This is a genomic window from Haloferula sargassicola, assembly GCF_040362925.1.
In the GTDB taxonomy this organism is placed as follows: Bacteria; Verrucomicrobiota; Verrucomicrobiia; order Verrucomicrobiales; family Akkermansiaceae; genus Haloferula; species Haloferula sargassicola.
Window position 1 is genome coordinate 82,363 of the sequence record NZ_BAABRI010000010.1, and the last position, 23,043, is coordinate 105,405.

The 23,043-nt window shown below is 66.5% G+C and carries 16 protein-coding genes and 1 tRNA gene; 10 read left to right on the top strand and 7 right to left on the bottom strand.

Going from position 1 to position 23,043, the window contains the following annotated elements; translation table 11 throughout:
- Positions 1–11: 11 nt before the first annotated feature.
- The 3 genes from ABXH26_RS10255 to ABXH26_RS10265 all read right to left on the bottom strand — a co-directional run bounded on the left by ABXH26_RS10255 (position 12) and on the right by ABXH26_RS10265 (position 2,452).
- Positions 12–1,247, bottom strand: coding sequence for a class I SAM-dependent RNA methyltransferase (locus ABXH26_RS10255; protein WP_353566972.1), 1,236 nt, complete (start codon positions 1,245–1,247; stop codon positions 12–14).
- Positions 1,248–1,355: 108 nt separating this feature from the next.
- Positions 1,356–2,159: a TatD family hydrolase gene (locus ABXH26_RS10260; protein ID WP_353566973.1), complete on the bottom strand. Its 804-nt coding sequence runs from the start codon at positions 2,157–2,159 to the stop codon at positions 1,356–1,358.
- 29 nt (positions 2,160–2,188) lie between these two features.
- Positions 2,189–2,452 (bottom strand): hypothetical protein, encoded by a 264-nt coding sequence (locus ABXH26_RS10265; protein ID WP_353566974.1) that lies wholly within the window; start codon positions 2,450–2,452, stop codon positions 2,189–2,191.
- Positions 2,453–2,697: 245 nt separating this feature from the next.
- Between ABXH26_RS10265 and nusA the strand changes: the two genes are divergently transcribed.
- From nusA to ABXH26_RS10315, 10 genes are all read left to right on the top strand, one after another.
- On the top strand, positions 2,698–4,068 hold the full coding sequence (gene nusA / locus ABXH26_RS10270; RefSeq protein ID WP_353566975.1) for a transcription termination factor NusA: 1,371 nt from the start codon (positions 2,698–2,700) through the stop codon (positions 4,066–4,068).
- Positions 4,069–4,133: 65 nt separating this feature from the next.
- Positions 4,134–6,260, top strand: coding sequence for a translation initiation factor IF-2 (gene infB, locus ABXH26_RS10275; RefSeq protein ID WP_353566976.1), 2,127 nt, complete (start codon positions 4,134–4,136; stop codon positions 6,258–6,260).
- 120 nt (positions 6,261–6,380) lie between these two features.
- The gene (gene rbfA / locus ABXH26_RS10280) at positions 6,381–6,743 is read left to right on the top strand and encodes a 30S ribosome-binding factor RbfA (protein WP_353566977.1); all 363 of its coding nucleotides are present in this window, start codon (positions 6,381–6,383) and stop codon (positions 6,741–6,743) included.
- A gap of 48 nt (positions 6,744–6,791) precedes the next feature.
- Positions 6,792–7,163 (top strand): hypothetical protein, encoded by a 372-nt coding sequence (locus ABXH26_RS10285; RefSeq protein WP_353566978.1) that lies wholly within the window; start codon positions 6,792–6,794, stop codon positions 7,161–7,163.
- 49 nt (positions 7,164–7,212) lie between these two features.
- Positions 7,213–8,334, top strand: a complete 1,122-nt coding sequence (gene hisC, locus ABXH26_RS10290) for a histidinol-phosphate transaminase (protein ID WP_353566979.1) — start codon at positions 7,213–7,215, stop codon at positions 8,332–8,334.
- A gap of 34 nt (positions 8,335–8,368) precedes the next feature.
- Positions 8,369–9,670, top strand: a complete 1,302-nt coding sequence (locus ABXH26_RS10295) for a zinc ribbon-containing protein (protein WP_353566980.1) — start codon at positions 8,369–8,371, stop codon at positions 9,668–9,670.
- On the top strand, positions 9,657–10,994 hold the full coding sequence (gene mnmE, locus ABXH26_RS10300) for a tRNA uridine-5-carboxymethylaminomethyl(34) synthesis GTPase MnmE (RefSeq protein ID WP_353566981.1): 1,338 nt from the start codon (positions 9,657–9,659) through the stop codon (positions 10,992–10,994). The genes ABXH26_RS10295 and mnmE overlap by 14 nt, the downstream gene beginning before the upstream one ends.
- Positions 10,991–11,695, top strand: a complete 705-nt coding sequence (locus ABXH26_RS10305) for an NAD-dependent deacylase (RefSeq protein WP_353566982.1) — start codon at positions 10,991–10,993, stop codon at positions 11,693–11,695. The genes mnmE and ABXH26_RS10305 overlap by 4 nt, the downstream gene beginning before the upstream one ends.
- Before the next feature lie 44 nt (positions 11,696–11,739).
- Positions 11,740–14,412 carry a tetratricopeptide repeat protein gene (locus ABXH26_RS10310; RefSeq protein ID WP_353566983.1) on the top strand — a complete coding sequence of 891 codons (2,673 nt, stop codon included), beginning with the start codon at positions 11,740–11,742 and terminating at the stop codon, positions 14,410–14,412.
- A gap of 54 nt (positions 14,413–14,466) precedes the next feature.
- Positions 14,467–14,554: transfer RNA gene (locus tag ABXH26_RS10315), tRNA-Ser, on the top strand.
- 8 nt (positions 14,555–14,562) lie between these two features.
- Here the strand turns inward: ABXH26_RS10315 and ABXH26_RS10320 are convergent.
- The 4 genes from ABXH26_RS10320 to ABXH26_RS10335 all read right to left on the bottom strand — a co-directional run bounded on the left by ABXH26_RS10320 (position 14,563) and on the right by ABXH26_RS10335 (position 22,950).
- Positions 14,563–15,294, bottom strand: a complete 732-nt coding sequence (locus tag ABXH26_RS10320; RefSeq protein WP_353566984.1) for a hypothetical protein — start codon at positions 15,292–15,294, stop codon at positions 14,563–14,565.
- 217 nt (positions 15,295–15,511) lie between these two features.
- On the bottom strand, positions 15,512–15,943 hold the full coding sequence (locus ABXH26_RS10325) for an exosortase system-associated protein, TIGR04073 family (protein WP_353566985.1): 432 nt from the start codon (positions 15,941–15,943) through the stop codon (positions 15,512–15,514).
- Positions 15,944–15,999: 56 nt separating this feature from the next.
- Entirely contained in the window at positions 16,000–21,738 is a 5,739-nt protein-coding gene (locus tag ABXH26_RS10330; RefSeq protein WP_353566986.1) for an amino acid adenylation domain-containing protein, read from the bottom strand.
- A 168-nt stretch (positions 21,739–21,906) separates the two neighbouring features.
- On the bottom strand, positions 21,907–22,950 hold the full coding sequence (locus ABXH26_RS10335; RefSeq protein ID WP_353566987.1) for a hypothetical protein: 1,044 nt from the start codon (positions 22,948–22,950) through the stop codon (positions 21,907–21,909).
- Between the last annotated feature and the right edge of the window lie 93 nt (positions 22,951–23,043).

Genomic DNA, 23,043 nt, shown 5'->3' on the forward strand with positions numbered 1-23,043 from the left:
CAGCGCTCCGATCACGCGCGGCTCAGGGTCATCACGCACTCGAGGTGGCGGGTGTGAGGGAAAAGGTCGAAGGGCTGCACTTTTTCCAGCTGGAAACCGCCGGCTTGGAGCAGGGCGAGATCGCGCACCTGGGTGGCGGGGTTGCAGGAAACATAGACCACGCGGGCGGGACGGAAGGCGATGAGCTGGTCGATGAATTCCTGCGAGCAGCCTTTGCGCGGCGGGTCGATGAGGATGGCCGTCTGGTCGGCGGGGAACTCGATGCCGTCGAAGATCGCCTCGGCCGAGGCAGCGAGGAAGGTGGCGTTGGTGATGCCGTTCTGCTGCGCGTTGCGGCGTGCCCAGTCGGCGGAGGTCTCGCTGACCTCGACGCCGGCGACTTTTTCGAAATGCGGCGCGAGCGTCAGCGCGAACAGGCCGGAGCCGCAGTAGGCATCGACTAGGAATCTAGTATTTCCCTTCCGCGCCTCGGCGGCGGCGTAGCCGGTGAAGTCGGGGAGGAGGTAGGGGTTGTTCTGGAAGAAATCGCCGGCGAGGAAGTCGAAGGAGAGCTCGCCGACGTGTTCGGTGGCGACGGCGTTGGGGTTGGTCTCGACGCGGCCTTCGGTGGCGCGCAGGAGCAGCGTGGCGCCGCGCTTGAAGGTCTTGGCGCGGCGGCGGGCGTCGTCGCGGACGGCGGGGAGGGCGGCGTTGATTTCCTCCATGGCGATCGGGCACTGCGGGACGTCGATCTGGCCGGAGCGGCGGGCGTTGGGGAGGAAGCCGATGGCATCGATCACGCCGTTGCGCGGCTTGGCGAAGTGGGGGGTGATCTTGGAGCGGTAGTTCCAGATCCGCGGCGAAGGATGGCAGGGCTCGACCGGGTGATCGATGCCGGCCATGTGCTTCAGCAGCTCGCCGACCTGACGGGTTTTCCAGGCGAGCTGGGCCTCGTAGGTGAGATGCTGGTATTGGCAGCCGCCGCACTCGCCGAAAAGCGGGCAGCCGGGCTGGGCGCGGTCGGCGGAGGGCTCTAGAACTTCGAGCGGGTCGGCGCGGGAGTGGTTCTTGTCGTTTCGGAAAATCCGGGCGCGGACCTTCTCGCCGGGCAGGGTGAAGGGGACGAAGACGACCCATTTTTCTCCGTGATCGGGCAGCGGGACGCGGGCGATGCCGTCGCCGAGGTTGGTGAGGGACTCGATTTCGAGTTCGAGTTCCTGGTGATACTCGAAGGGATGGGCGTGGAATTTTTTCGGCGGGCGCGGCATGGAGGAAGTGGGAGGGAACAACGAAACGGTCGAAAGGGACGAAATTTGAAGAGGTGGGGAACCCGCGCTGGATCAGTCGTCGGTTTCGCCGGTTTCGTGGTTCTGAAATCAGGGCAGCTTGAAGTTCGGGCACTGCTCGAGGAACCGGCGGGGGTTCTCGAAGAGCACGCGATCGACCGCGGCGGCATCGTGGCCGCGGCGCTTCATGGCAAGCCCGCATTTCGCGACGGCGAGCGGGTCGGAGACGCCCCAATCGCAGGCGGAGTTCAGCCACAGGCGCTCGCTTTCGTGGGTCTCGAGAATGTCGATGGCGCGGTCGGGCGTGCACTTGCTCTCGGGGTAGAGCGTCATGCCGGCCCAGTAGCCGGCGTCGAGGACGAGGTCGACGGTGTGCTCCTCGACGTGGTCGATGATGACTTTGCCGCGGTCGAGCTGCGGGTAGTCGGCCAGCGCGTCGAGGATGAGGCGCGTGCCCTTGAGCTTGTCCTCGAGGTGGGGCGTGTGGATGAGGATGGCGAGGTCGCGCTCGGCGGCGAGCCGGACGTGCTCGTGGAAGATGGCCAGCTCGTTGCGGGTGTTTTTGTTCAGGCCGATCTCACCGATGCCGAGCACGGTCGGTGCGTCGAGGAACTCGGGGATGATGGCCATCACCTCGCGCGCGAAGCCGGCGTCCTCGGCCTCCTTCGGGTTGATGCAAAGCCAGCAGAAATGCGGAATCCCGAACTTGGCGGCGCGCTTCGGTTCGTAATCGGTGAGCTGGCGGTAGTAGTCGTAAAAACCTTGCGGCGACGAACGGTCGAAGCCGGCCCAGAAGGCGGGCTCGCAGATCGCCTCGCAGCCGGCCAGGGCGAGCTTTTGGTAGTCGTCGGTGGTCCGACTGACCATGTGGGCGTGGGGTTCGATGTATCTCATGGCGACTTCGGACGGTCAGACGACGGGCATCAGACTTGAGGGGCGCCAAAGGCACCCTGGATGGTGGCGGCTTCGATGGGCTCCGGTGTTTGATCGGAGAGGGCTTCGAGGACGGCGCGGGCGCGGTTGGGTTTTTCCGAAAGGAGGATCGGCAGGGCCTCGCGGAAGGCGGCGAGGCGGAAATCGGGCTCGCCCTCGTGGCGCTCGATCCGGTCGAGAAAGGCGGCGAGGTCGATGAGCTTGCAGCGCGCGTCCATGAACTGGAGGTCGAGGAGGTCTCGCTTCGTCGGCATGGCCGGACTCTGGCGCGGGAAAGGCCGGATGCCCAATGAGAAACACGGCAGCAGGGGAAGCTCCCGGCTTTTCCGAAGGGGCGGGGCGAGGGCCGCCGGGCCTTGGTAGTTAGGAGATTCGGCTTGCAAGCAAGGGCTTTCCGCATTACGCCCACGGCGATCAGTCATCCGGCAACCGAACGGAGTGGGTGGAATACCCACTCTTTTTCGTCTCCGGATCACGCTTTTCGACGCCTCCAGCAGCCATGACCAACGACATCGTCGCTCTCATCGACTACTACGAGAAGGAAAAGGGCATCGACCGCGATAAGGTCGTGGCCGCGCTCGAGTATGCCTTCATTTCCGCCTACCGGAAGATGGTTCCCGGTGCCGACGCCATCGAGACGCTGCGGGCGGACGTCAACACGAAGAAAGGCGAGACGAAGATTTTCGCGACCCTGAACGTGGTCACCGACGAGGACTACGCGGACAAGTTCAACGAGGTCCCGATGAAGCTGGCCAGCCAGCGCAATCCCGACGCCCAGCCGGGCGACGAGATGGAGTTCAACGTGACGCCGAAGGACTTCGGCCGGATCGCCGTCCAGACCGCCAAGCAGACCATGATGCAGCGTCTGCGCCAGGCCGAGAAGGAGATGATCTACGAGGAGTTCAAGGATCGCGCCGGCGACATCGTCTCCGGCACCGTTCGTCGCTTCGATCGCAACGATGTGCTCATCGACCTCGGCAAGTTCGAGGGCGTCATGCCCTCGCGCGAGCGGGTCCAGACGGAGGAATACAACATCGGCGACCGCATCCGCCTCTACGTCGTGGCCGTGGAAAACGAAGGCCGCGGCCCCGAGATCATCCTTTCCCGCAGCCATCCGAACTTCGTGCGCCGCCTGTTCGAGGCGGAGGTGAACGAGATTTCCGATCACACCGTGGAAATCCGCGGCATCGCCCGCGAGGCCGGCTACCGCACCAAGGTCGCCGTTTGGAGCAATGACCCGAAGGTCGATCCCGTCGGAGCCTGCGTCGGCATGAAGGGCGCCCGCGTGAAAAACATCGTCCGCGAACTCAACAACGAGAAGGTCGACATCATCCGCTGGAGCGAAGACCCCGAGGAATTCGTCCGCGAGGCGCTCAAGCCCGCGCTTCTCCGCACGGTCAAGATCGACGAGGGCGCGCGCCAGGTGATGGTCACGGTGGATGAGGAAGACCTCAGCAAGGCCATCGGCCGCCGCGGTCAGAACGCCCGCCTTTCCTCCCGCCTGATGGGCTGGGACGTGCAGGTCCGCAAGGACGAGAGCAAGAAGGAGGAGTTCGAAGCCAAGGTCGGCGCCGCCGCGCACTCGGTGGCCGAGCAGCTGGGCATCGATGACGACCTCGCCGACAAGCTTTTCCGCGCCGGCGGCACCTCGGTCGATATGGTGGTCGATATGCCGGTTGAATACATCGTCCCGATGCTCGAAGTTACTCCCGCGCGGGCGAAGGAGATCCTGATCCGTGCTCACGAGGCCGCCGGGCGCCCGGTGCCCGCCGAGCTGTCGAGGGCTGACGCCGCTCCGACCGAAACCGCCGAGGAGGTGGTGGAAGTGCCGGCTGCCGACGACACTGAAACCGAGACCACCGAGGGCTGACCTGGTCACGCCCGACCGCATCCAAGAATTCCGTTTTGCCTTTAAGAACGACCGAAAGCCACCGAATGCCTGACGAAAGCGAAAGCAAAAAACCAAAGCGCAACAAACCCGTTCTCGATCTGATCGACGAGAAAAAGGGACAGTCGCGCCGTGAACGGCAGCGCGCCGAGGCTTCGCAGAAGAAAACCGTCGAGGACGCGAAAAAGGAGGCTTACGACCCGTTCGCCGAGGAGAAGAAACCGAAGGTCCGCAAAACCGAGCAGTCGGGGAAAGCGGTGCTGCCTTCGATTTCCAAGCTGCTGGAGGAAGAGGACCCGGCAATGGTGAAGATCCCGGCCGCCAAGCCGGCCGAGCCGCCCACGCCGCCGCCGGCGGACCCCGGATCCATGCCCCAAGGCGAGCCCGGTGACGACAAGGTGATCAGCGTCAAGCCGCCGATCATCGTCAGCGACCTTGCCGCCATGATGGGCCTGAAGCCCTTCCAACTGCTGGCCGACCTCATCAAGCTGCAGGTTTTCGTGGCTCCGCACCAAGCGATCGAGCCGGACATCGCCGCGCAGGTCTGTGAGCAGCACGGCTTCACCTTCGAGCGCGAAAAGCGGGAGAAGGGCGGCGGCGTCCACAAGCAAGAGGAGGTCATCGCCGAACCCGAGGCCCCGGCCGACGAGCCCGAAGACCAGCTCAAGCTTCGGCCGCCGATCATCACGATCATGGGCCACGTCGATCACGGCAAAACGACCCTGCTCGACCGCATCCGCGACTCGCGCATTACGGCCAGCGAGGCTGGCGGCATCACCCAGCACATCGGTGCCTACAAGATCGAGCACGATGGCAAGCCGGTGACCTTCCTCGATACGCCGGGCCACGCGATCTTCTCCGCCATGCGCGCCCGCGGCGCCGACATCACCGACATCGTGGTGCTCGTGGTGGCCGCCAACGATGGCCTGATGCCGCAGACGCTCGAGGCCATCGACCACGCCAAGAAGGCGAACAAGACGGTCATCGTCGCCATCAACAAGTGCGACCTCGAGTCCGCCAATCCCATGCACGTCAAGACGCAGCTCGCCGAACGCGGGTTGCAGACGACCGACTTCGGCGGCGACGTCGAGTGTCTGGAAATCTCCGCCCTCAAGGGCACCGGAGTGGATGACCTGCTCGACCTCCTTGCGCTGCAAGCCGAAGTGCTGGAGCTCAAGGCCAATCCCAAGGGCCACGCCCGTGCCTCCATCATCGAGGCAAAATACCAGCAGGGCCGTGGAGCGGTGGCTTCGGTCATCGTCGAGTCCGGCACCCTGAAGACCGGCAAACCTTTCATCTGCGGCCCCTTCGCCGGCAAGGTGAAGGCGCTGATCAACGATCGCGGAGAAACCATCAAGGAAGCCACCCCCGGCACCCCGGTGGAAGTCATCGGTTTCGAGGAACTGCCCCGCGTCGGCGACTCGCTGGTCGAAATGGAGAGCGATCGGGATGCCAAGAAGCTCGCTGCCGAGCGCCAGGACGAATTGCGCGCCGAGCGCCTGAAGGTTCCGCAGAAGAGCCGCATGGAGGACCTTCTGGCCCACGCCAACGAAGGCAGCTCCAAGGCGGTGCTTCGTTTGATCCTCAAGACCGACGTGCAGGGCTCGGTCGAAGCGATCCGCAACGCCGTGATGGACATCGAGTCCGACAAGGTCGATGTCAACTTCCTCTCCGCCGCCGCCGGGCCGATCACCGAGGGCGACATCCAGCTCGCCAGTTCGTCGGATGCGGTCGTGATCGGCTTCAACGTCAAGACCGAAGCCAAGGCCGCCAGGATGTCGAAGGCCGAGGGCGTGCAGATCAAACTCTACTCGGTCGTCTACGAACTGATCGATCAGGTTCGCGAGGCCATGCTCGGCCTGCTCGAACCGGAGACCCGCGAGAAGATCATGGGCCACGCCGAGGTGAAGCAGGTGTTCAAGGTCCTCAAGGGCAAGGCCGCCGGCTGCTACGTCAAGGACGGCAAGGTGCACCGCAAAGCTCATGCGCGGGTCATCCGCGATGGCGTGCCGATCTTCGACGGCAAGATGTCCACCTTGCGCCGCTTCCAGGACGAGGTGCAGGAGGTCAAGAACGGCATCGAGTGCGGCATCCGCCTCGGCGAATTCAACGAGTACCTCGAAGGCGACATCATCGAGTGCTACGAACTCGAAAAGATCGCGCAGACGCTCTGAAGGGACACAAGACGGGAAGACACAAGACACAAGACTTGAGTCTCGCCCGCGATCACCAAGGTGCCTCCGCCCCTTTTCCAGTCTTGAGTCTTGTGTCTTGAAGTCTTTCGTCTTGTCCCCATGTCCCTCCGCCTGACCCGAGTCAACGAGCTGCTGAAGCGCGAGATCGGCACTGTGATCCAGCGCGATTACGAGTGGCACGGCGCGCTGGTGACGGTGAGCGGCGTCGAAGTCACGCAGGACCTGAAGGAAGGCAAGGTGTGGATCAGCGTTCTCGGCGGAAACGTCACCAAGGTGATGGAAAAACTCGCCGTCGAGCGGGGTGCGATCCAGAAGAAGGTGATGAAGCGGGTGGTGCTGAAATCCACGCCGGTGCTGAGCTTCCGCCACGACGCTTCCGCCGAGCGCGGCGTGGAAATCGTCAACCTGCTGGAAGAGGTCGACAAGCTCCCCAAGGCACCGGAAGGCGACGAGGAGGAATGACGGTCATGCTGCGTTGACCCCCGCGGAACGGGGCGTTAGGGCTGGGGAATGAATTCCAGCCTCCTTGCAACCGCGCTGGGCCCGCTCCCGATGCTGGTGGCCTACTGGGTGGCGGTGATTTTTTTCGGCAAATCGAGGAAGGATCCGGCATGGGCCTGCATGATGGTGGGCGTGGTGATGACCACCCTTTCGATCTTCGGCTGGCCGGTGCTGATCTACGTGATGGACCGGGGGGGAGGCCCTCGGCCTTGGATCATCGGGCTCGCCCAGGGAGTCTCGATGCTTGGAAGTCTCCTCCTCGCCGCCGGAATCGCCATGCGGGCGGTGAAGCTTTCCCGCGGATCGGACCGGGTGAGGGAGCTGGAACTCATCATCGAGGCACAGAACGACGAGCTGGCGCGGCAGCAACGGGGAGCGTGACAGCTGGCTTCGGGATTGCCGGGCGGCGGGCACCGGCTACGGTCCGGGCATGCCGATCGCTGATTTCGCCAATGCCTACGTATGCGACCTCCACGCCTACGAGCCGGGCAAACCGATTGATGAAACCGCGCGCGAGCTGGGGCTCGATCCGGCGACCATCATCAAGCTGGCCTCGAACGAAAATCCGCTCGGCCCCTCGCCCAAGGCGAAGGCTGCGATGCTCGGGGCGATCGATGGCATCCACATCTACCCTGACGGCGGCGGCTACCGGTTGCGCGAGGCCATCGCCCGGCGGCAGGGTCTGGAAATCGACAACATCGTTCTCGGCAACGGCTCCAACGAGATCATCGAGCTGCTCTGCCATTCGTTTCTCAATCCACAGGCGGAGCTGATCGCGGCCGAACACGCGTTCGTGGTCTACCAGCTGATGGCCACCTTGTTCGGCGCCAGGTATGTGGAGGTGCCGGATCCGGGATTCGTCCACGACCTCGATGCCATGGCGGATGCCATCACGCCGGACACGCGGCTCGTGTTCATCGCCAATCCGAACAACCCGACCGGGACGATGGTCGAGGAAAGCGCCATCGACCGCTTCATGGAGCGCGTGCCGGAGCATGTCGTCGTCTGCTTCGACGAGGCCTACTTCGAGTTCGTCGAGGACGCGCCGGACACGCTCAAATATGTGCGGGAAAACCGCAACGTCTGCGTGTTGCGGACCTGCTCGAAGATTCACGGCCTCGCCGGTCTGCGGATCGGCTACGGGCTGGCTTCGGAGAAAGTGGCGCGGATCCTCCAGAAGGCGCGCCAGCCCTTCAACGCGAACGCCATGGCCCAGGCGGCCGCGCTGGCCGCGCTGGCGGACGACGAGCACGTGAAGAAGACCCGCGAGCTGAACCAGGCCGGCCTCGAATTCTGGCAGGGAGCCTTCGAGGAACGCGGGCTCCGCTACGTCCCGAGCCGGGCCAATTTCGTGCTCGTCGAGGTGGGCGATGGCGACGCCTTGTTTCGTGAAATGCTGGCCCGGGGGGTGATCGTCCGCGCCATGCGCAGCTACAAGCTGCCGGAGTGGGTCAGGATTTCCACCGGCACCCGGGAGCAAAACCAGCGGGGGCTGGCGATGTTCGATGAAGCCCTCGCGGCGATCCGAGGAACCGCGGAGACGCCGGCTTGAGATGGTCGTTCGTATAAGTTAAACTTCTTTTCGCATGCCGAACGACACCCCACCTCCCGGTCAGCGCGAGTTCCGCTGCGACCACTGCCACGGCAAGATCCACATTCCGGTGGACTTCCCGCCGACCACCGGCCCCTGCCCGCACTGCGGTCAGGTCATCACCTCTCCTGCTCCCGTCCCGGCCGCGCCGCCTCCACCGGCCAAACCGGCCGTGGAAGCCGCGCCCGCGGTGGCTGCCGCGCCGCCGGCGCCAGCCGCGGAGACCCCGGTGAAAGCTTCGCCGCCGGAGGCCGAAGCGACTCCGACGATGGCATCCGAGGAGCTGCCGGAGCGGACGGACAAGAAGGCGCCCGCTCCGAAGCGCGGCAACCGAAGTCTTTTGATCGGCGCCACCGTGATCCTTTTCCTGCTCCTTGCCGGGCTCGTCCTGACCTGGTTTCTGATCAACCCGTCGACCGCGAAGCAGGGCGAGCCCTCCTTCGCGGTCACGCCGGAGAAGCAGGAGGAATACTACCTCGAAAAGGGCTGGGAAGACGATGCCCGCCAGGTGCTTGGCAATTTCCTCGCGGCGGATACCCCGGTCGAGCGTGCCAAGTATGCGATCCGGGGCGACGAATTGCTGCCGGAAATGGAGAAGTTCTATGCCGGGCAGAAAATCGACGACTCCGACACGCCGGTCGAGGCGTTCTCGGTTTTTCCCCTGACGATCGACGACCGCAAGCGCGGGATCTTCATGTTGGTTTACGACCAGCCGCCGGCTTTCGAGATGAGCGAGTTCTTCGTCCCCGTGGTGCCCCTGGCGGTGCAGTACAAGGTGAAGGAGCCGGACTTGCTGGTGGCGGCCTTGGGGCGGGCGACGAATTTTGCCTCGCAGCCGCTCAAGGTGCAGGCCGTCTTCAAGCGCACGGACAGCGGTTTGAAGGTCGATTGGGAAACCTTCGTGCAGACGAAATACCGGCGGTTCCGTGAGTTTCTCGAGCTGCCCCAGTCCGGCCACAGCGAGGTGTTCCGCGTGATCGTGACCGAAACCGTGCCGGAGAACCGCGAGGTGCCCGCCGGACACCGGGTCTACCTGGTGGTCGATCCGGCCTACCGCAACGACGACCTGGCGCGCGTCATGGTGCCGGTGGATTCCGAGATCGGGCGCGCGCTTTCGATCCTGAACTGGCGCGGGACCAATGGAGGCCGGGCCACCTCCCGCACGGCGACGCTGGAACTCGGCTGGTCGGAGGACGAAGCGCCGCAGCTCGAGATCGAGCGCTTCATTTGCTGGGAGTTTCTCGGGGTGGGGGGCGAAGCCCTGCCCGGCGGAGGTGCGAGAAATGGTGGAAAGTGACACCATCGCGGCGCTCGCCACTCCCGGTGGCACCGGAGCCGTGGCCTTGATCCGGGTCTCCGGTCCGAAGGCGTGGGAGGTGGTGGAAACCGCCTGCGGCCGGGATTTCGGCGAAGCCCGCAGGGCGGTGCTGCGGAGTGTCCGCGACGAGGCGGGCCAGGTGATCGACCAGACGCTCGTCACGCCGTTTCGCGGCCCGGCGAGCTTCACGGGCGAGGATACCGTGGAGGTGGCGACCCATGGCGGCCGGCTGGTGACGCGCCGCGTGCTGGAGCGCCTGCTCAACTGTGGGGCGCGACCGGCGCGGCCCGGCGAATTCACCGAGCGGGCCTTCTTTCATGGCAAGCTTGATCTGACCCAGGCTGAGGCGGTGATGGACCTCATCTCGGCGCAGAGCGACCTCGCCCTGCGTGCCGCGCATGAGCAGCTGGAAGGCCGCCTCGGGCGACGCACCGAGGGACTGCGCGATGAATTGCTGGGGGTGGTGGCCCAGGTCGAGGCGTGGATCGATTTTCCCGAGGACGACATCGATCCCGAGACCGGCGCCGCGCTCGATGCACGGCTGGAGGCGGTGGCCGGGGGCATCCGCACGCTGCTGGCCACGGCCGACCAAGGCCGCATCCTGCGCGAGGGCCTGCGCACCGTGATCTGCGGGCTGCCGAACGCCGGCAAGTCGAGCCTGCTCAACCAGCTCCTCGGCGAGGAGCGGGCGATTGTCAGCCACACCGCGGGCACCACGCGGGATACCATCGAGGAAGCGTTGGTGGTGGATGGCGTGCCGCTGCGGCTGGTCGATACCGCCGGGCTGCGCCTGGCAGGCGATGAGATCGAGGAGGAAGGCATCCGGCGGACGCGGCGCGAGGCCGGCCGCGCGGACCTTTTGATCGTGGTGGCCGATGCCAGCCTGCCACCCCAGGAAGCGTGGCCGGACGCCCTCCCCGCGGTGACCCGCGAGCTGCGCGTGCTCAACAAGGTCGATCTCGGCGAGCACCCCGGCTGGGCCGACTTCGAGGCGGACCGGATTTCCTGCAGCGATGGCTCGGGCATCGCGCGGCTGCGCACCCACATCCGCGAAATGGCGGAACTCGGCGAGGCGGATTGGGGCGAGCACGCGGTGGCGATCAACGCCCGTCATCGCGGCTGCCTGCGGATCGCCGCCGATGCGCTGGAGCGCGGCCGCGAGGCGCTGGCTTCCGGCATGGCGGCGGAAATGGCGGCCATGGAGCTGCGCGAGGCGCTCGAGGCCTTGGGCGAAATTGCCGGACGGGTGGACACCGAGGAGATTCTGGGCGAGATCTTCAGCCGCTTTTGCATCGGGAAATGAACATCGTGGTGCTGACCGGCGCCGGGATCTCCGCCGAATCGGGCATCCCCGTGTTCCGCGGGGCCGACGGTCTGTGGGAAGGCCACCGGGTCGAGGATGTCGCCACCCCGGAGGGCTTCGCGCGCGATCCCCAGCGCGTTCACGAATTCTACAACCGCCGCCGCGCGAAACTGCTCGAGGTCGAGCCCAATGCCGCCCACCGGGCGCTCGGCCGGCTGGCCCTCGGCTGGCGGCGGGGCCAGGTCACGGTGGTGACCCAGAACATCGACGACCTCCACGAGCGCGGCGGCTCGCCGGAGGTGATTCACATGCACGGCGAGCTGCTCAAGGCCCGCTGCACCCACTGCGGCGTGGTCACCGCCTGCCGGGAGGATCTTTCACGGGCCTCGATCTGCGCAAGCTGCGGCGGCATCGACTGCCTGCGCCCACATGTCGTCTGGTTCGGGGAAATCCCGTTTCACCTGGGCCGCATCGAGCGCGAACTGGATCGCGCGGACCTGTTCGTGGCGATCGGGACTTCCGGCCGGGTCTATCCGGCGGCGGGCTTCGTCAGCGCCGCCCGCGCCGCGGGCGCCCGCACGCTGGAAATCAATCTCGAACCCGGCGGCACCTCGCCCGACTTCATGGAGCATCGCTCGGGCGCGGCGGGCACGCTGGTGCCGGAGTGGGTGGAGGAGCTTCTCGCCCACGGCGGCGCATGATTCCCTTGAAATCCACCGTCAGCTGCCAAAGCTTCCGCACCATCATGAGGCCTCTCCACGTTCCATTCCTCCTGCTGCTTGGAGCGCTCGCCCATGGGGCCTCGATCCAGCGCGCCAGCCCGGTGAGCGATGCCACGCTGATCGCCGATCTCGCCAGCGAGTCCTATCCCGTCCGCGTGACCGCCACCCGCGAGCTTTGGGAGCGCGGAAAGGAAGTGCTGCCGATGCTCGAAAACGCGGCCCGCAGCATCAATCCCGAGTCTGCCGCCCGGGCCCGCGACCTGATTCGCAAGATCCGCATCGGCCTCACGACGGACAGCCAGCCGCGCCTCATCGGTCTGATCGAGGCCTACGACCAGGCGAGCCCGGCGGAGCGGCGCAAGATCGTGACCACCATCCGGCGGGACGGTGCCTATCTCCCGCTCCTCAAGCTCTATGCGCTCGAGGGCGACGAGGCGACGCTGCGGGCGATCGCGCCGGAGATGCAGGGTGTGGCGATCGCCGCCGCCCGCCAGCTGATGATGAATGGCAAACCGGAGCCGGAGGAGGTGAAAAAAATCCTCGAACTGGGCCGCGTGGAGCCCGACCAGCTGATGGCGCTGGCCGATTTCCACCGGGTCCATGGCAGCCTCGAAAAGGAACTCAAGCGGGCCCGTGCGAACCGCCGCGAGTCGGGATACCTGTGGCGTTCCTACCTGCTCGCCGCCGCCGGGCGGCCGGCCGAGGCCGCGAAGGAAGCGGAGGCCGGCGGTTATCCGGAAGCGGCCGCCCGCTGGCAATTGCTCGCCGGCGATCCTGTGCCATGGCTGGTCCGGGCGGAGACCCCCGTCCACCAAATCGTCCCGGAGGCCCTCGAATCCTACCGCGAGGCCGTCCGCGGGCTGTGGGAGGGAAAACCGGTCCCGCAAAACCTGGTGAGCGGGCTTTCCGACGGTGTCACCGGCAACCTCGACGACGAAAGCTGGCACACGGTGGCGATCCTTTACGCCCTCGGAGCCCGCCAGGAGGGCGACGAGGCCTACCGGAAGCTCACCCCCACCCAGGCGTTCGTCTACTTCGACAACTCGGAACGGATCGATGACGCACTGCGGCTGCTCTCGATCAATCCCCGCAAGCCGGACTTCGCCGGTTGGGTCGGGGCGCGGTTCGAAAAAATGATCGACGACCCGGATGACTCCGACGTGGCCCGCGATGAGTTGAAAATCATCGGCAGCTTCATGGAGCGGCGCGGCCTGATCGATCTGACCACCGAGTTGTTCGTGCCCGGCCTGATCCGGCTCTCGGATCGGGACCCGGAGTGGTACTGCGAGCTGCTGGCCGGATTTTTCATGCCCGATCTGGAAGAGGGAAGCGGCCCGATCACGGAGGCGGTCCTGCGCGCGGCCGCTACCTTCGCCGAGGGCGACGAAGGCCGCCTGTCCATGATCCGGGCCTCGCTGCTGGGCGAGGACCCCATGGCGGTGGAGACATGGAGTCTGATCGACAGGCAGATGCCGGCCGCCTCCTTGATCGATCGATTGCGCCTATCCGCCACCTTGCTGGGCAAGGTGCCGGACTCCCGTGGCGAGGCCAAGGGCTGGTGGGACCGCCAGCTGGCCGATCTGCCCGAGGCGGGCGACCGAAACGACATCCTGCGCTGGACGTTGATGCTTCGGCTGACCATGGCCGTGCCGGATGCGCGGCGCTTCCTCGAAGTCGATCGGATCTGTGAACAGGCCGGAATCAAGCCCGGGGCGGGGGACGAGCTGCTGGAGGACGTCCAGCTCGATGGCATGCGCCTCCAGTGCTATGAGCTGACCGGGCAGTGGGAGAAGGTGCTGGAAAGCTATCGCTCCCACTTCGAATCGACGCCCGATTCGGTTTTGCAACTGGCCCTCATCGCAAGCGCCTGTCGCAAGACCGGGGACCTGGACGAGGCCCGGCGGCTCGAGCGGCGGATGTCCGAGCTGGTGCTTGGCGAGTCCCACCTGATGGTCCAGATCGGCACCATTTATGCCCGCGAGGGCGAACTGGAGATCGCGCGCGAATGGCGCCGGCGGGCGGCGATGATGGCGGTTCAGGACGATGCCTTCATCGAAACCTGCGATGATCTCGACGATGAGGCCAAATACGAGGGAGACTGGAAACTGTCCGCCTCCATCGGTGAGGCCGTCATGTTCTATGCCGTCATGAAGGGCGACATGGCCTTCCGGGACCCGGCGATCCTGCTCCGTGGCCGCGCGGCGATCGAGGTCTCCCGTGGGCTGGCGGAAATCGATGCCGGACATCGTGAACAAGGCATCGCCCACCTCAAGCGCTGGGAGGATGTGGTCTATGATGATCCGGCGATGGCCGACCATTTTTTCGCCGCCTTCCGCAAACGCGGCCTTCAAACGCTGCACGACGAGTGGTTTGGACGGGCTTGGAAGCGCTATCACTCCGTTCTCGCGGATTACCCGGACAGCGTGAACACCCTCAACTCCGCCGCCTGGATCGCCGCCCGCGCCTGCCGGAAACTCGATGACGCGGAGCGCTCCAGCAGCCGCGCCGTCCAGCTCGACCCGGACAACTGGATGTATCTCGACACCCAGGCGGAAGTCTGGTTTGCCCGCCATGACCGGGAACAGGCGGTCAAGTGGTCCGACCGGTCGGCCTCGAAGTTCAATTACATCACCGACGTGGCGGAGCTGTTCCGCCAGAATCAACGCTTTCACGAAGGACCCTTTCCTCCGCCCTGATTCCGGGCTTGCCCGTGGGCGGCGGGTCGGGGCATATCGCGGTGCACCACCACCGGAGGGGTGGCAGAGTGGTCGAATGCGCCGGTCTTGAAAACCGGAGACGGGAAACTGTCCGTGGGTTCGAATCCCACCCCCTCCGCCATCACCGCTTCACGGTGTCCGGACCGGCTCGATTTCTTCGGCCGTGAACCGGATGCCGGCGTGGTAGGCCTCGCCATCACGACTGGTTCCAAGCAGGGCGCTGCCGCCGGATTTGAGCCGCCAGAGGTGCGAGCCGAGGAAGGCTCCGTCGCCAAGGTCGGCCATTTTCGGATAGTCGGCGCCTTGCAGGGGCTCGCCGTGGAGTTCGGTCAGCAGCGCGATCATTTCCTGCCACGTCTCATGCAGCTTGCCCGCGTAGGTCCCCGCTCCGCAGTCCTCGGTCTGGAGAATGATCTCGCTGAGCTTTCCCTTTCCGTCCCAGTCGAAAAACAGCAAGCAGGAGAGCCCGCCCACCTTCTCCCGGGTCCGGAAGGCGCCGTTGAGCCCGATGCGGGCAAGGAAAGTCGCGTCCACGGTCGGCTCCACCAAGCGGCTCTTCAAAAGCTTGGCCCGGACCTGGTCGCGGTCGTCGCCAAAACGGAGCGTGTCGAAGGTGGCACCGGGAGGCGGCAGGTCGGGCTCGGCTTGGGCCGCGATCCAAGCCCGGTCGTCGGGGTGGAGCCGGGTTTTGGCCACAGTGAACTCCTTACCGTCGGTGCGGCGGATGGTCACCTCGGTGTCGTTCTGGGTGATCAACTCTCCTTCGAAGGTGGCATCGGAGTCCGCGCTCTTCCAGATCCGGGGCTCGGCCTGAAGGGTGAGAATGGCGAGAAAAGGCGTGAGGAAATGGAGGAATCTCATGGAAGGGGAGCGGGCCATGCCGGACGGACGCAAGGTCATGCCGGGAAGAAACCTTCCACGGGTCCGGGAGTTTCGCCAGCGCGGGAATTTGTCCGTCGGGGGAAGAATTGTGACGCCGAAGTTGCCGCGTTTTTTCCCAAGCACCCGGATGCCTGGGCCAAAAAAATCCCGACAGCGGGCGCTGTCGGGATTATGGAAAACCTGGATGGCCGCGGCTTCAGTAGCGCTGGGTGCGGCTGTGGCGGTAGTAAACCTCGAAGCCGAGATCCGGCGGGAACTCCGACAGGCCGTCGTGCGGGTTCATCTCGATGCGGTTGTCGGTGCCGCAGCGCTCATAGGGCGGCTTGAAGGTGCCGCGGTAGGTCGGGCAGGTGAAGGTGAACAGCTCGTAGAAGCCATAGCCGAGGCGGCGGAGGGCGCGATGGCCGCCATCGACCGCACCGTAGGACCAGCCAGCCTTGCGGCCGTAGTCATCGGTCTTGCGGACGATTTGCTCGGGGATCTCCATGAAGCCGTAGAGGATGTTACCAAGGGCGCGGCCGAGCTTACGGGTCGAGGTGTAGGTCGAGCCCGGAGGTGCTTGAATGTCGGCGGACGCCATGCCGGTCAGGGCAAGGGCGACGGAGGCGAGTACAAGGAGTTTTTTCATCTGCTGGAGAAAGTCTTGGACAGGCGGCCGCGGGTTGGCAACGGGAAAGTTCGTTTTCACGGCCCGGAATTCGGCCTTGAGGAAAAAAGTCCGCGCAAAATCGTGGCCACCTCGCGGGCCGAGTGATGGCGCAGGAATTCTTCGTGGCGACCGGAGACGCTGTAGATTTCAAAGGGAACCGGCGGCTTCCAGCCGAGGTTCGGATCGCGCGGCAGCCAGCCCTCGTCGAGGGCGCGGATCAGGACCAGCCGCTCGGCCGCAGGCAGGCGGGGGGTGTGGCGGTGGAGCGCCTCCCAGTGCCGGATCGCCCGCTCCTGCGAATCGTCGTCGAGCACATCGAGATCGAGGACGCCGCGGAGGTCGGGGATGGATTTGTCGCGGTGGACCAGCCGGTCGACCTTGGAGGAGGCGGCGCGTTGCTTCATTTTCAGCCGCCGCATCATGGTTGCGGGATCGCGACGGAAAAGGCTGCCGAGGCGCGTCGGCAGGCGTTTCAGGATCCGCTGCCAGTTCGACCAGCGGCGCCACCACTGGCTCCCGCCGTTGGCGCTGGGCGGGCTGGCCTCGAGCAGGGCCAGCAGCTCGATGGTCTCGCCGGCTTCGGTGAGCTGCGCGGCGATCTCGGCGGCGACATTTCCGCCGAAACAGAAGCCCGCGAGGCGGTAGGGTCCGTGGGGCTGGACCGAGCGGATGCTCTGGACGTGCGCGGCGGCGAGGTCTGACAGCGTGGAAAAGGTCTTGGTGCCCTCGGCGATGCCGTAGGAATTCGTGATGTCGGCCAGCATCCGCGCGGTTTCCCGATAGGGCAGCAGGCCCATGCCGCCATCGACCAGCGTGTGCACCCAGAACAGCGGCGTGCCGCCGGTCTGCTGGGTCAGCGGAATGGCGCGTGGGCGGGCGAGGTCGGTGGCGGCGTCGGTGCGCAGGCGCTCGGCCATGCCGGCGGGCGTGGGGCGGTCGAACAGCCAGTCGAGCGGGATCTGCAGGCCGGTGCGCTCGCCGGCGGCGGTGGCCAGGCGGGCGGCGAGCAGCGAGTGGCCGCCGAGGGCGAAAAAGTCGTCGTCGGGTGCGACCTGCGGCAGGCCGAGGATCTCCGCCCACATGGCGGTCAGCTCCTGCACCAGCGGGTCGGTGGAAAGGGCGGCATCGTGGGTTTCCGACTGCGGCAGGGGCCGGGCGGCGAGGGCTTTGCGGTCGATCTTGCCGCTGGCGGTGAGCGGGAAGCTGTCGATCGGCACCAGCGGCGCGGGCACCATGTAGTCGGGCAGGCGCGACTTGAGGTGGTCGGAAAGCGCCTTCGGTTCGAGCCCGGCGGCGGAGCGGAACCAGCCGACCAGGCGGTCGCCGACCAGCGCGGTGGCGGCTTCCTCGACTTCCGGGTGGGAAAGCAGGGCGGTGTCGATTTCGCCCAACTCGACGCGGAACCCGCGGACCTTAACCTGCGAGTCGGTGCGGCCGAGGCACTCGATGTTTCCATCCGGCAGCCACTTGGCGAGGTCGCCGGTGCGGTAGAGGCGTTCGCCGTCGAGCGTGACGAAGCGGTCGGCGGTCAGCTCGTCGCGCTGCCAGTAGCCGGTGGCGAGGCCGTCGCCGCCGATCAGCAGCTCTCCCGGGACGCCGGGCGGGGTCGGGCGGTTTTCCGGGGAAAGGATGCGGATGGAAGTGTTGGCGATCGGGCGGCCGATGCTGATGGCCTGCGGGTCGTGCGGGACCGGCCAGATCGTCGACCAGATGGTGGTCTCGGTGGGGCCGTACAGGTTCCAAAGCTCGGCGCAGAGCGGGCGGAGCTTTTGGGCGAGCGGCAGGTCGAGGGCTTCGCCGCCGCAGAGCAGGCGGAGCTTTTTCGAGCCCTGCCAACCGGCGTCGAGGAGCATCCGCCAAGTGGCCGGGGTGGCCTGCATGAGGTCGGGATCGCTGGTTTCGAAACGTTTCCGCAGTGCGGAGGCGTCGCGGGCGGTCTTGCTATCTACGAGGTCCACCGTAGCGCCGACGACGAGCGGCAGGAAAAGCTCCAGCCCGGAGATGTCGAAGGACACGGTGGTCACGGCGAGCAGCGTTTCTCCGGCGGTCATGCCGGGTGCGTCGGCCATGGTGAGGAGGAAATTCGCCAGCGCGCCGTGCGGGATGACGACGCCCTTCGGCTTCCCGGTGGAGCCGGAGGTGTAGAGGATGTAGGCGGGATCGGCCGGGGAAACGGTGGCGTTTTCGCCGGGGATGGACTGGAAGAGGACTTCGGTCAGCTCGATGGGCTCGTGGCCGGCGGGCAGGCGGTTCTTGTAGCCCGGCGAGACGAGGACGCGGATCGGTGCCTGGTCGTCGAGGATGAGGGCGAGGCGGTCGGCCGGGTTGTTGGGGTCGAGCGGGAGGTAGGCGGCGCCGCATTTCCAGATGGCGAGCAGCGCGCAGGGGAGGTCGGGCGTGCGGTCGAGCATCAGCGCGACGCGGTCGCCGGGGGCGATGCCGAGATTTCGCAGCGAGGCGGCGAGGGCGTCGGAGCGATGGCCGAGGTCGGCAAACGAGAGCGATTTCTCCGGCGTGCGGAAGGCGCTGGTGTCGGGGAAACGGGTGATGCTGTCGGCGACCAGCGCGGGCGTGGTTTTCGCCGGGTAGTCGGGATGGCGCGGGCCCCAGGCAATGTCGTCGAGCTGGCGGCGGTCGTTTTCCGAGAGAGCATCGAGCGCACGGGCGTCGGTCTCCGGGGCCTCGCAGGCGCTGCGGAGGAGGGCGACGAAACGGTCGAGCATCGCGCGGGCGGTGTCCTCGCGGAACAGGTCGCTGCGGTATTCGAGGATGAGCTGGGTGCGGTCGGGCAGGCGGAAGCTGACCAGCGCGAGGTCGAACTGCACCGCGCCGCGGTGAATGAGCTGCGGGGCGACGCTGAGGCCGCCTGCCCAGCGCTCGGCGAGCGGCAGTTCCTGGTGGTCGAACATCACCTGCGCGATCGGTGCGCGGTCGCGGCTGCGCTCGGGTTTCACCGCCTCGATGATCTTTTCGAAGGGAGCTTCCTGGTTCTTCTGCATGCCGAGCGCGGCGGTGCGGACGTGGTCGATGAGGTCGAGGAAACGGTCGCCCTCGCCGAGCGTAAGCCGCAGCGGCAGGGTGTTGACGAGGGTGCCGACGAGGTCGCCGGCGATCGCGTGGTGGCGGTTGGCGACCGGCACGGCCGAAACGATGTCGTCCCCGCCACCGTGGGCGCGGAGGGTGAGCATCCAGGCCGCGAAGCGGATCATGAAAGGCGTCACGCGACGCTCGCGGGCGAGGCGATCGATGGCGGCATCCAGCTCGGCCGGGAGGTCGAGCAAGACCGCACTGCCACGCGACGAGGCGCGCGGCGGGCGGGCGAAATCGGTGGCGATCTCGAGCTTGCCGGAGTGGCCGTCGAGCTGGCGTTTCCAGTAGTCGATCTGGGCGTCGGCCGCGCCGGCGTCGATGCGCTGACGCTGCCAGGCGGCGTAGTCGATGAAATCCGGGCCCGCGGGGAGCGGCGGGGCTTCGCTGCCGCTACGGTAGGCCTCGTAGTTCGCGGCGAGCTGGCGGACGATGATCCGCGTCGACCAGCCATCGGCGACGATGTGGTGCGCGCACAGCCCGAGCACGTGCGACTCCGGCCCGCGGGCGACGAGCGCGGTGCGGACGGGCGCGTCTTTCGCCAGGTCGAAGGGTTTCGCGGCGAACTCGCGGAGGGCTTTTTCGGGCTCCCCCTCGAGAATCTCGAGCCCCGACGGCGGCGTGTCGGAAACGCTCATGCCCGACTCCGCGTGGCGCGTGCGCAGGATCGGATGGGCGGCTAACACGCGCAGGTAGGCTTTTTCCAAAGCCTCGCGGTCGAGCGGGCCGCTCAGCTCCAGCGTGCCGAAGACGTGATACGCGGCGCTGTCCGGCGCGAGGCGGTGCAGGAAACCCATGCGCTCCTGCGAGTGGCTGACGAGTCCGCTGGCGAGGCCGGAGCCGCGCGCGATCTTGATCGCGGCACCGGGTTGCCGGCGGTCGATCTCGGCCGCCAGCTCGCCGAAGTTGGCGGCGTTGAAGAGGTCGGCGTGGTCGAGCTCGACGCCGCTCGCCTGTTGGATGTAGGCGGCGATGCGGGTGGCCTCGATCGAGCTGACGCCGAAGGTGGCGAGGTCATCCCACGGCTGCGCGCCCTCGCGGCCGGTGGCGCGATGGATGGCATCGAGCAGCGTGTCGAGCGACGACTTCGGCTCGGCGGTCGCCGGCGTTTCGGCAGAGCCGTCGTCGAACACCAGCGGCAGGGAGCCCTCGGAAAACGCGGCCCGCACGGCGTGGCGCTGGATTTTCCCGCTGGTCGTGCGCGGCAGCAGACCGGGGCGGACGAGCAGCATGCGGCGGATCGGCACGCCGGCTTGCTGCGAGACCTCGGCGCGGACGCGGACGCAGAAGGCGGCGGGGTCGGCATCGAGGTCGCGGGCCTCGGCGGCGAGCGCGACGGTTTCGCCCTGCGGCGTCTCGATGGCAAAGGCGGCGACGGCGGCGAGGCGCGGCTCGACGGACGACGCGGCGGTTTCGAGGTCTTCGGGCGCGAGGTTGACGCCATCGAGGATGATCAGGTCCTTGATGCGGCCGACGACGTAAAGGTGGCCGTCTTCGAGAAATCCGCGGTCGCCGGTGCGCAGCCAGCCATCGACGAAAGTCGCCGCCGTTTCCTCCGGTCGCTGCCAGTAGCCGGCGGCCACCGAACCGGAAGAGACTTCGATTTCCCCCGTCTCGCCCTCGGCCAACTCGGCGCGGGTTTCGGGATCGACGATCCGCAGCTTCGCGTCGCCCAGCGGCGTCCCGCACGACACCTGCGACGGATCTTTTTTCGAAGTACGCCAGGCATAGTCGTGGCGCGGCGGGTGGGTGGTGACGACCAGCGTGGCCTCGGCCAGTCCGTAGCCGGGGCAGAAGGCGCGGGGGTCGAAACCGCAGGGCTCGAAGCGCTTGGCGAAGCGCTGCAGCGTGTCGAGCCGGACTCGCTCGGCGCCGCTCGGGGCGAAGCGCCACGATGACAGGTCGAGCTGCCGCAGGTCGTCATCGCTGACCGCGCGCAGGCACCACTCGTAGGCGAAGTTCGGCCCGCCGGACATGTCCGCGCCGAAGCGCTGGATCGCCCGCAGCCAGCGCGCCGGGCGCTGCACGAAGTGGTCCGGCGAGAACCAGGTGAGCGGCACGCCGGAGCGCAGGGAGTGGAGGATTTTCAGCACCAGGCCCATGTCGTGGTAGGGCGGCAGCCAGCTGAGCAGCGACCTCAGCCCGAGCGGCGCGAGGTGGGCGTGGGTGCGATCGAGGTGGGCGGCGAGCGTCGAGTGGTGGAGCGCCACGCCCTTCGGCGACGAGGTCGATCCGGACGTGTATTGCAGCAGGCAGGGCAGGCTTTCCCCGACGTCCGGGGAAAAGGTGGCCCCGCTGGCGGCGAGCGGAGCGGGATCGAGGAAATCGAGCCCGTCGAGCCGGCGTTTCGGGAGTTCCCCGAGGCAAAGCGTGGCCCCGCAGTCGTGGCGGACCGCTTCGAGCCGGGCGCGGTGGCGGCTGCCGCGCGGCGGGTAGGCGGGCACCGCGATCGCGCCCGCCAGCCAGGCGCCGAAGAGCGAATGCAGAAATCCCGGGCCCGGCGCGGCGGTGATCAGCACCGGCTCGCCCGCGGCCCCGCGCTCGGCCAGCCCGGCGGCGACGCCTTGCGACCCGGCGAGGAGCTGCGACCAGGTGAGCAGGATTTCCTCCGCTTCGCCATCGGCGAGAAAGCGGTAGGCGAGGGCGTCCGGCGACTCCTCAGCCCGATGCAGGAGGTAGTCGGGCAAAGCTCCAGCAACGACGCCCGCGGGGGTGTCGCAAGTGGTGGGAGGAGGAGGCATCGGGTGACAGCCCGCGGTCCGTTAGGCCGCGGCTGCGCGGATCCTGCCCGATCGCCCGGTGGGGTGGCAATCCCGCATTGGTTCAGGCGGGCGGGCCGGCTGCTTTCACCGGATTCATTCGAGATGCCCCGCTTCCTTGAGGTAGCTACGCATTTGCTGTGCGTGGGTGGAGTCGAGCAGGCGCATCAGGTCGAGCCCGGGTTCCAAGTTGCTGCGGTAAGCGATGTTGCTTTGGTTGAGGGCGCGGTCGAATGTCTCGACATCGAGTTGGTTGAGCTTGGCGGCGATGATTTCCCGGATCTTCTGGGTGTCGCGGTCAGGGAGTTGGAAGGTCTCCTCGTCGATGAGCCCTGCCCAGCATAGGTCCGGCGAATACTGCTGGGTATTCAGGGCGTAGTCGACGGCGTGCTCCAGATCCCGCTCCGCCCAGGTTTTGAAGGGAGGAGAAAGATTGAGGGCGGTAATTGGGGGAGGGGAAGGACTTTGCGGGTCTCTGAGTTGCCGCCGGTAGTTGTCCATGGCCTGCAGAAGACCGGCAAAGTCATAGCCCTGCGGGTAGTCTGGGCGGAGATTGGAGTTCCCAATTTCCCCGATGGGAAGCTGTCCGAGGCGTTCGACGAGACGCTCAGGCGGGCCGTCGACATAGGCCTGGAGCTCGGAGGTGATCACCCGCAGCAGTCCGTCCGCGTAGAGGTGCCATTCGCCCTTGAGCTTCTCCATTTCACAGAAGAAATCATAGGCGACAGTGGGTTGCTCGTGCAGAGAGCTGGTGATGTAGACGTAGGCGAGGGTTTTTTGGTCGGGATCGGTCAAACGACGGGCCCAGTCCATGGCAGCCTCGGTGTCCTGATCGACCCAGTCCTGGATCAGCTTCGCGAAAGCGGCGGTGTCGCGTCCTTCGAGCGGGTCTTCCATGGCTGCTTCGACCATGCTTTGATCGACGGTTCGGAAAGTTCGCTCGAATCGACTTGGAAAGCGGTGGCCCTCTTCCTCGGCGCGCGGTCGGGATCGATCGGAGGCTTTCGCAGAAGCGGCGTCGGGCAGCGTGGACTCGTCGGCTTCGGGTGTCGTGCTGGATTTCAGGAGCCAGATGAGGGCACCGGTGAGGAGAAACACCGAGAGGCCGAGGGTAATTGACCAGCGGGTGGTGGCTTGCATGGGGTTTCCGAAAAGAAATTCACTCCATGGTTTCGCTGAAATCAGGAGCGGGTGGAACACAAAAAAGGCCGGACGTCCTGAGACGCCCGGCCT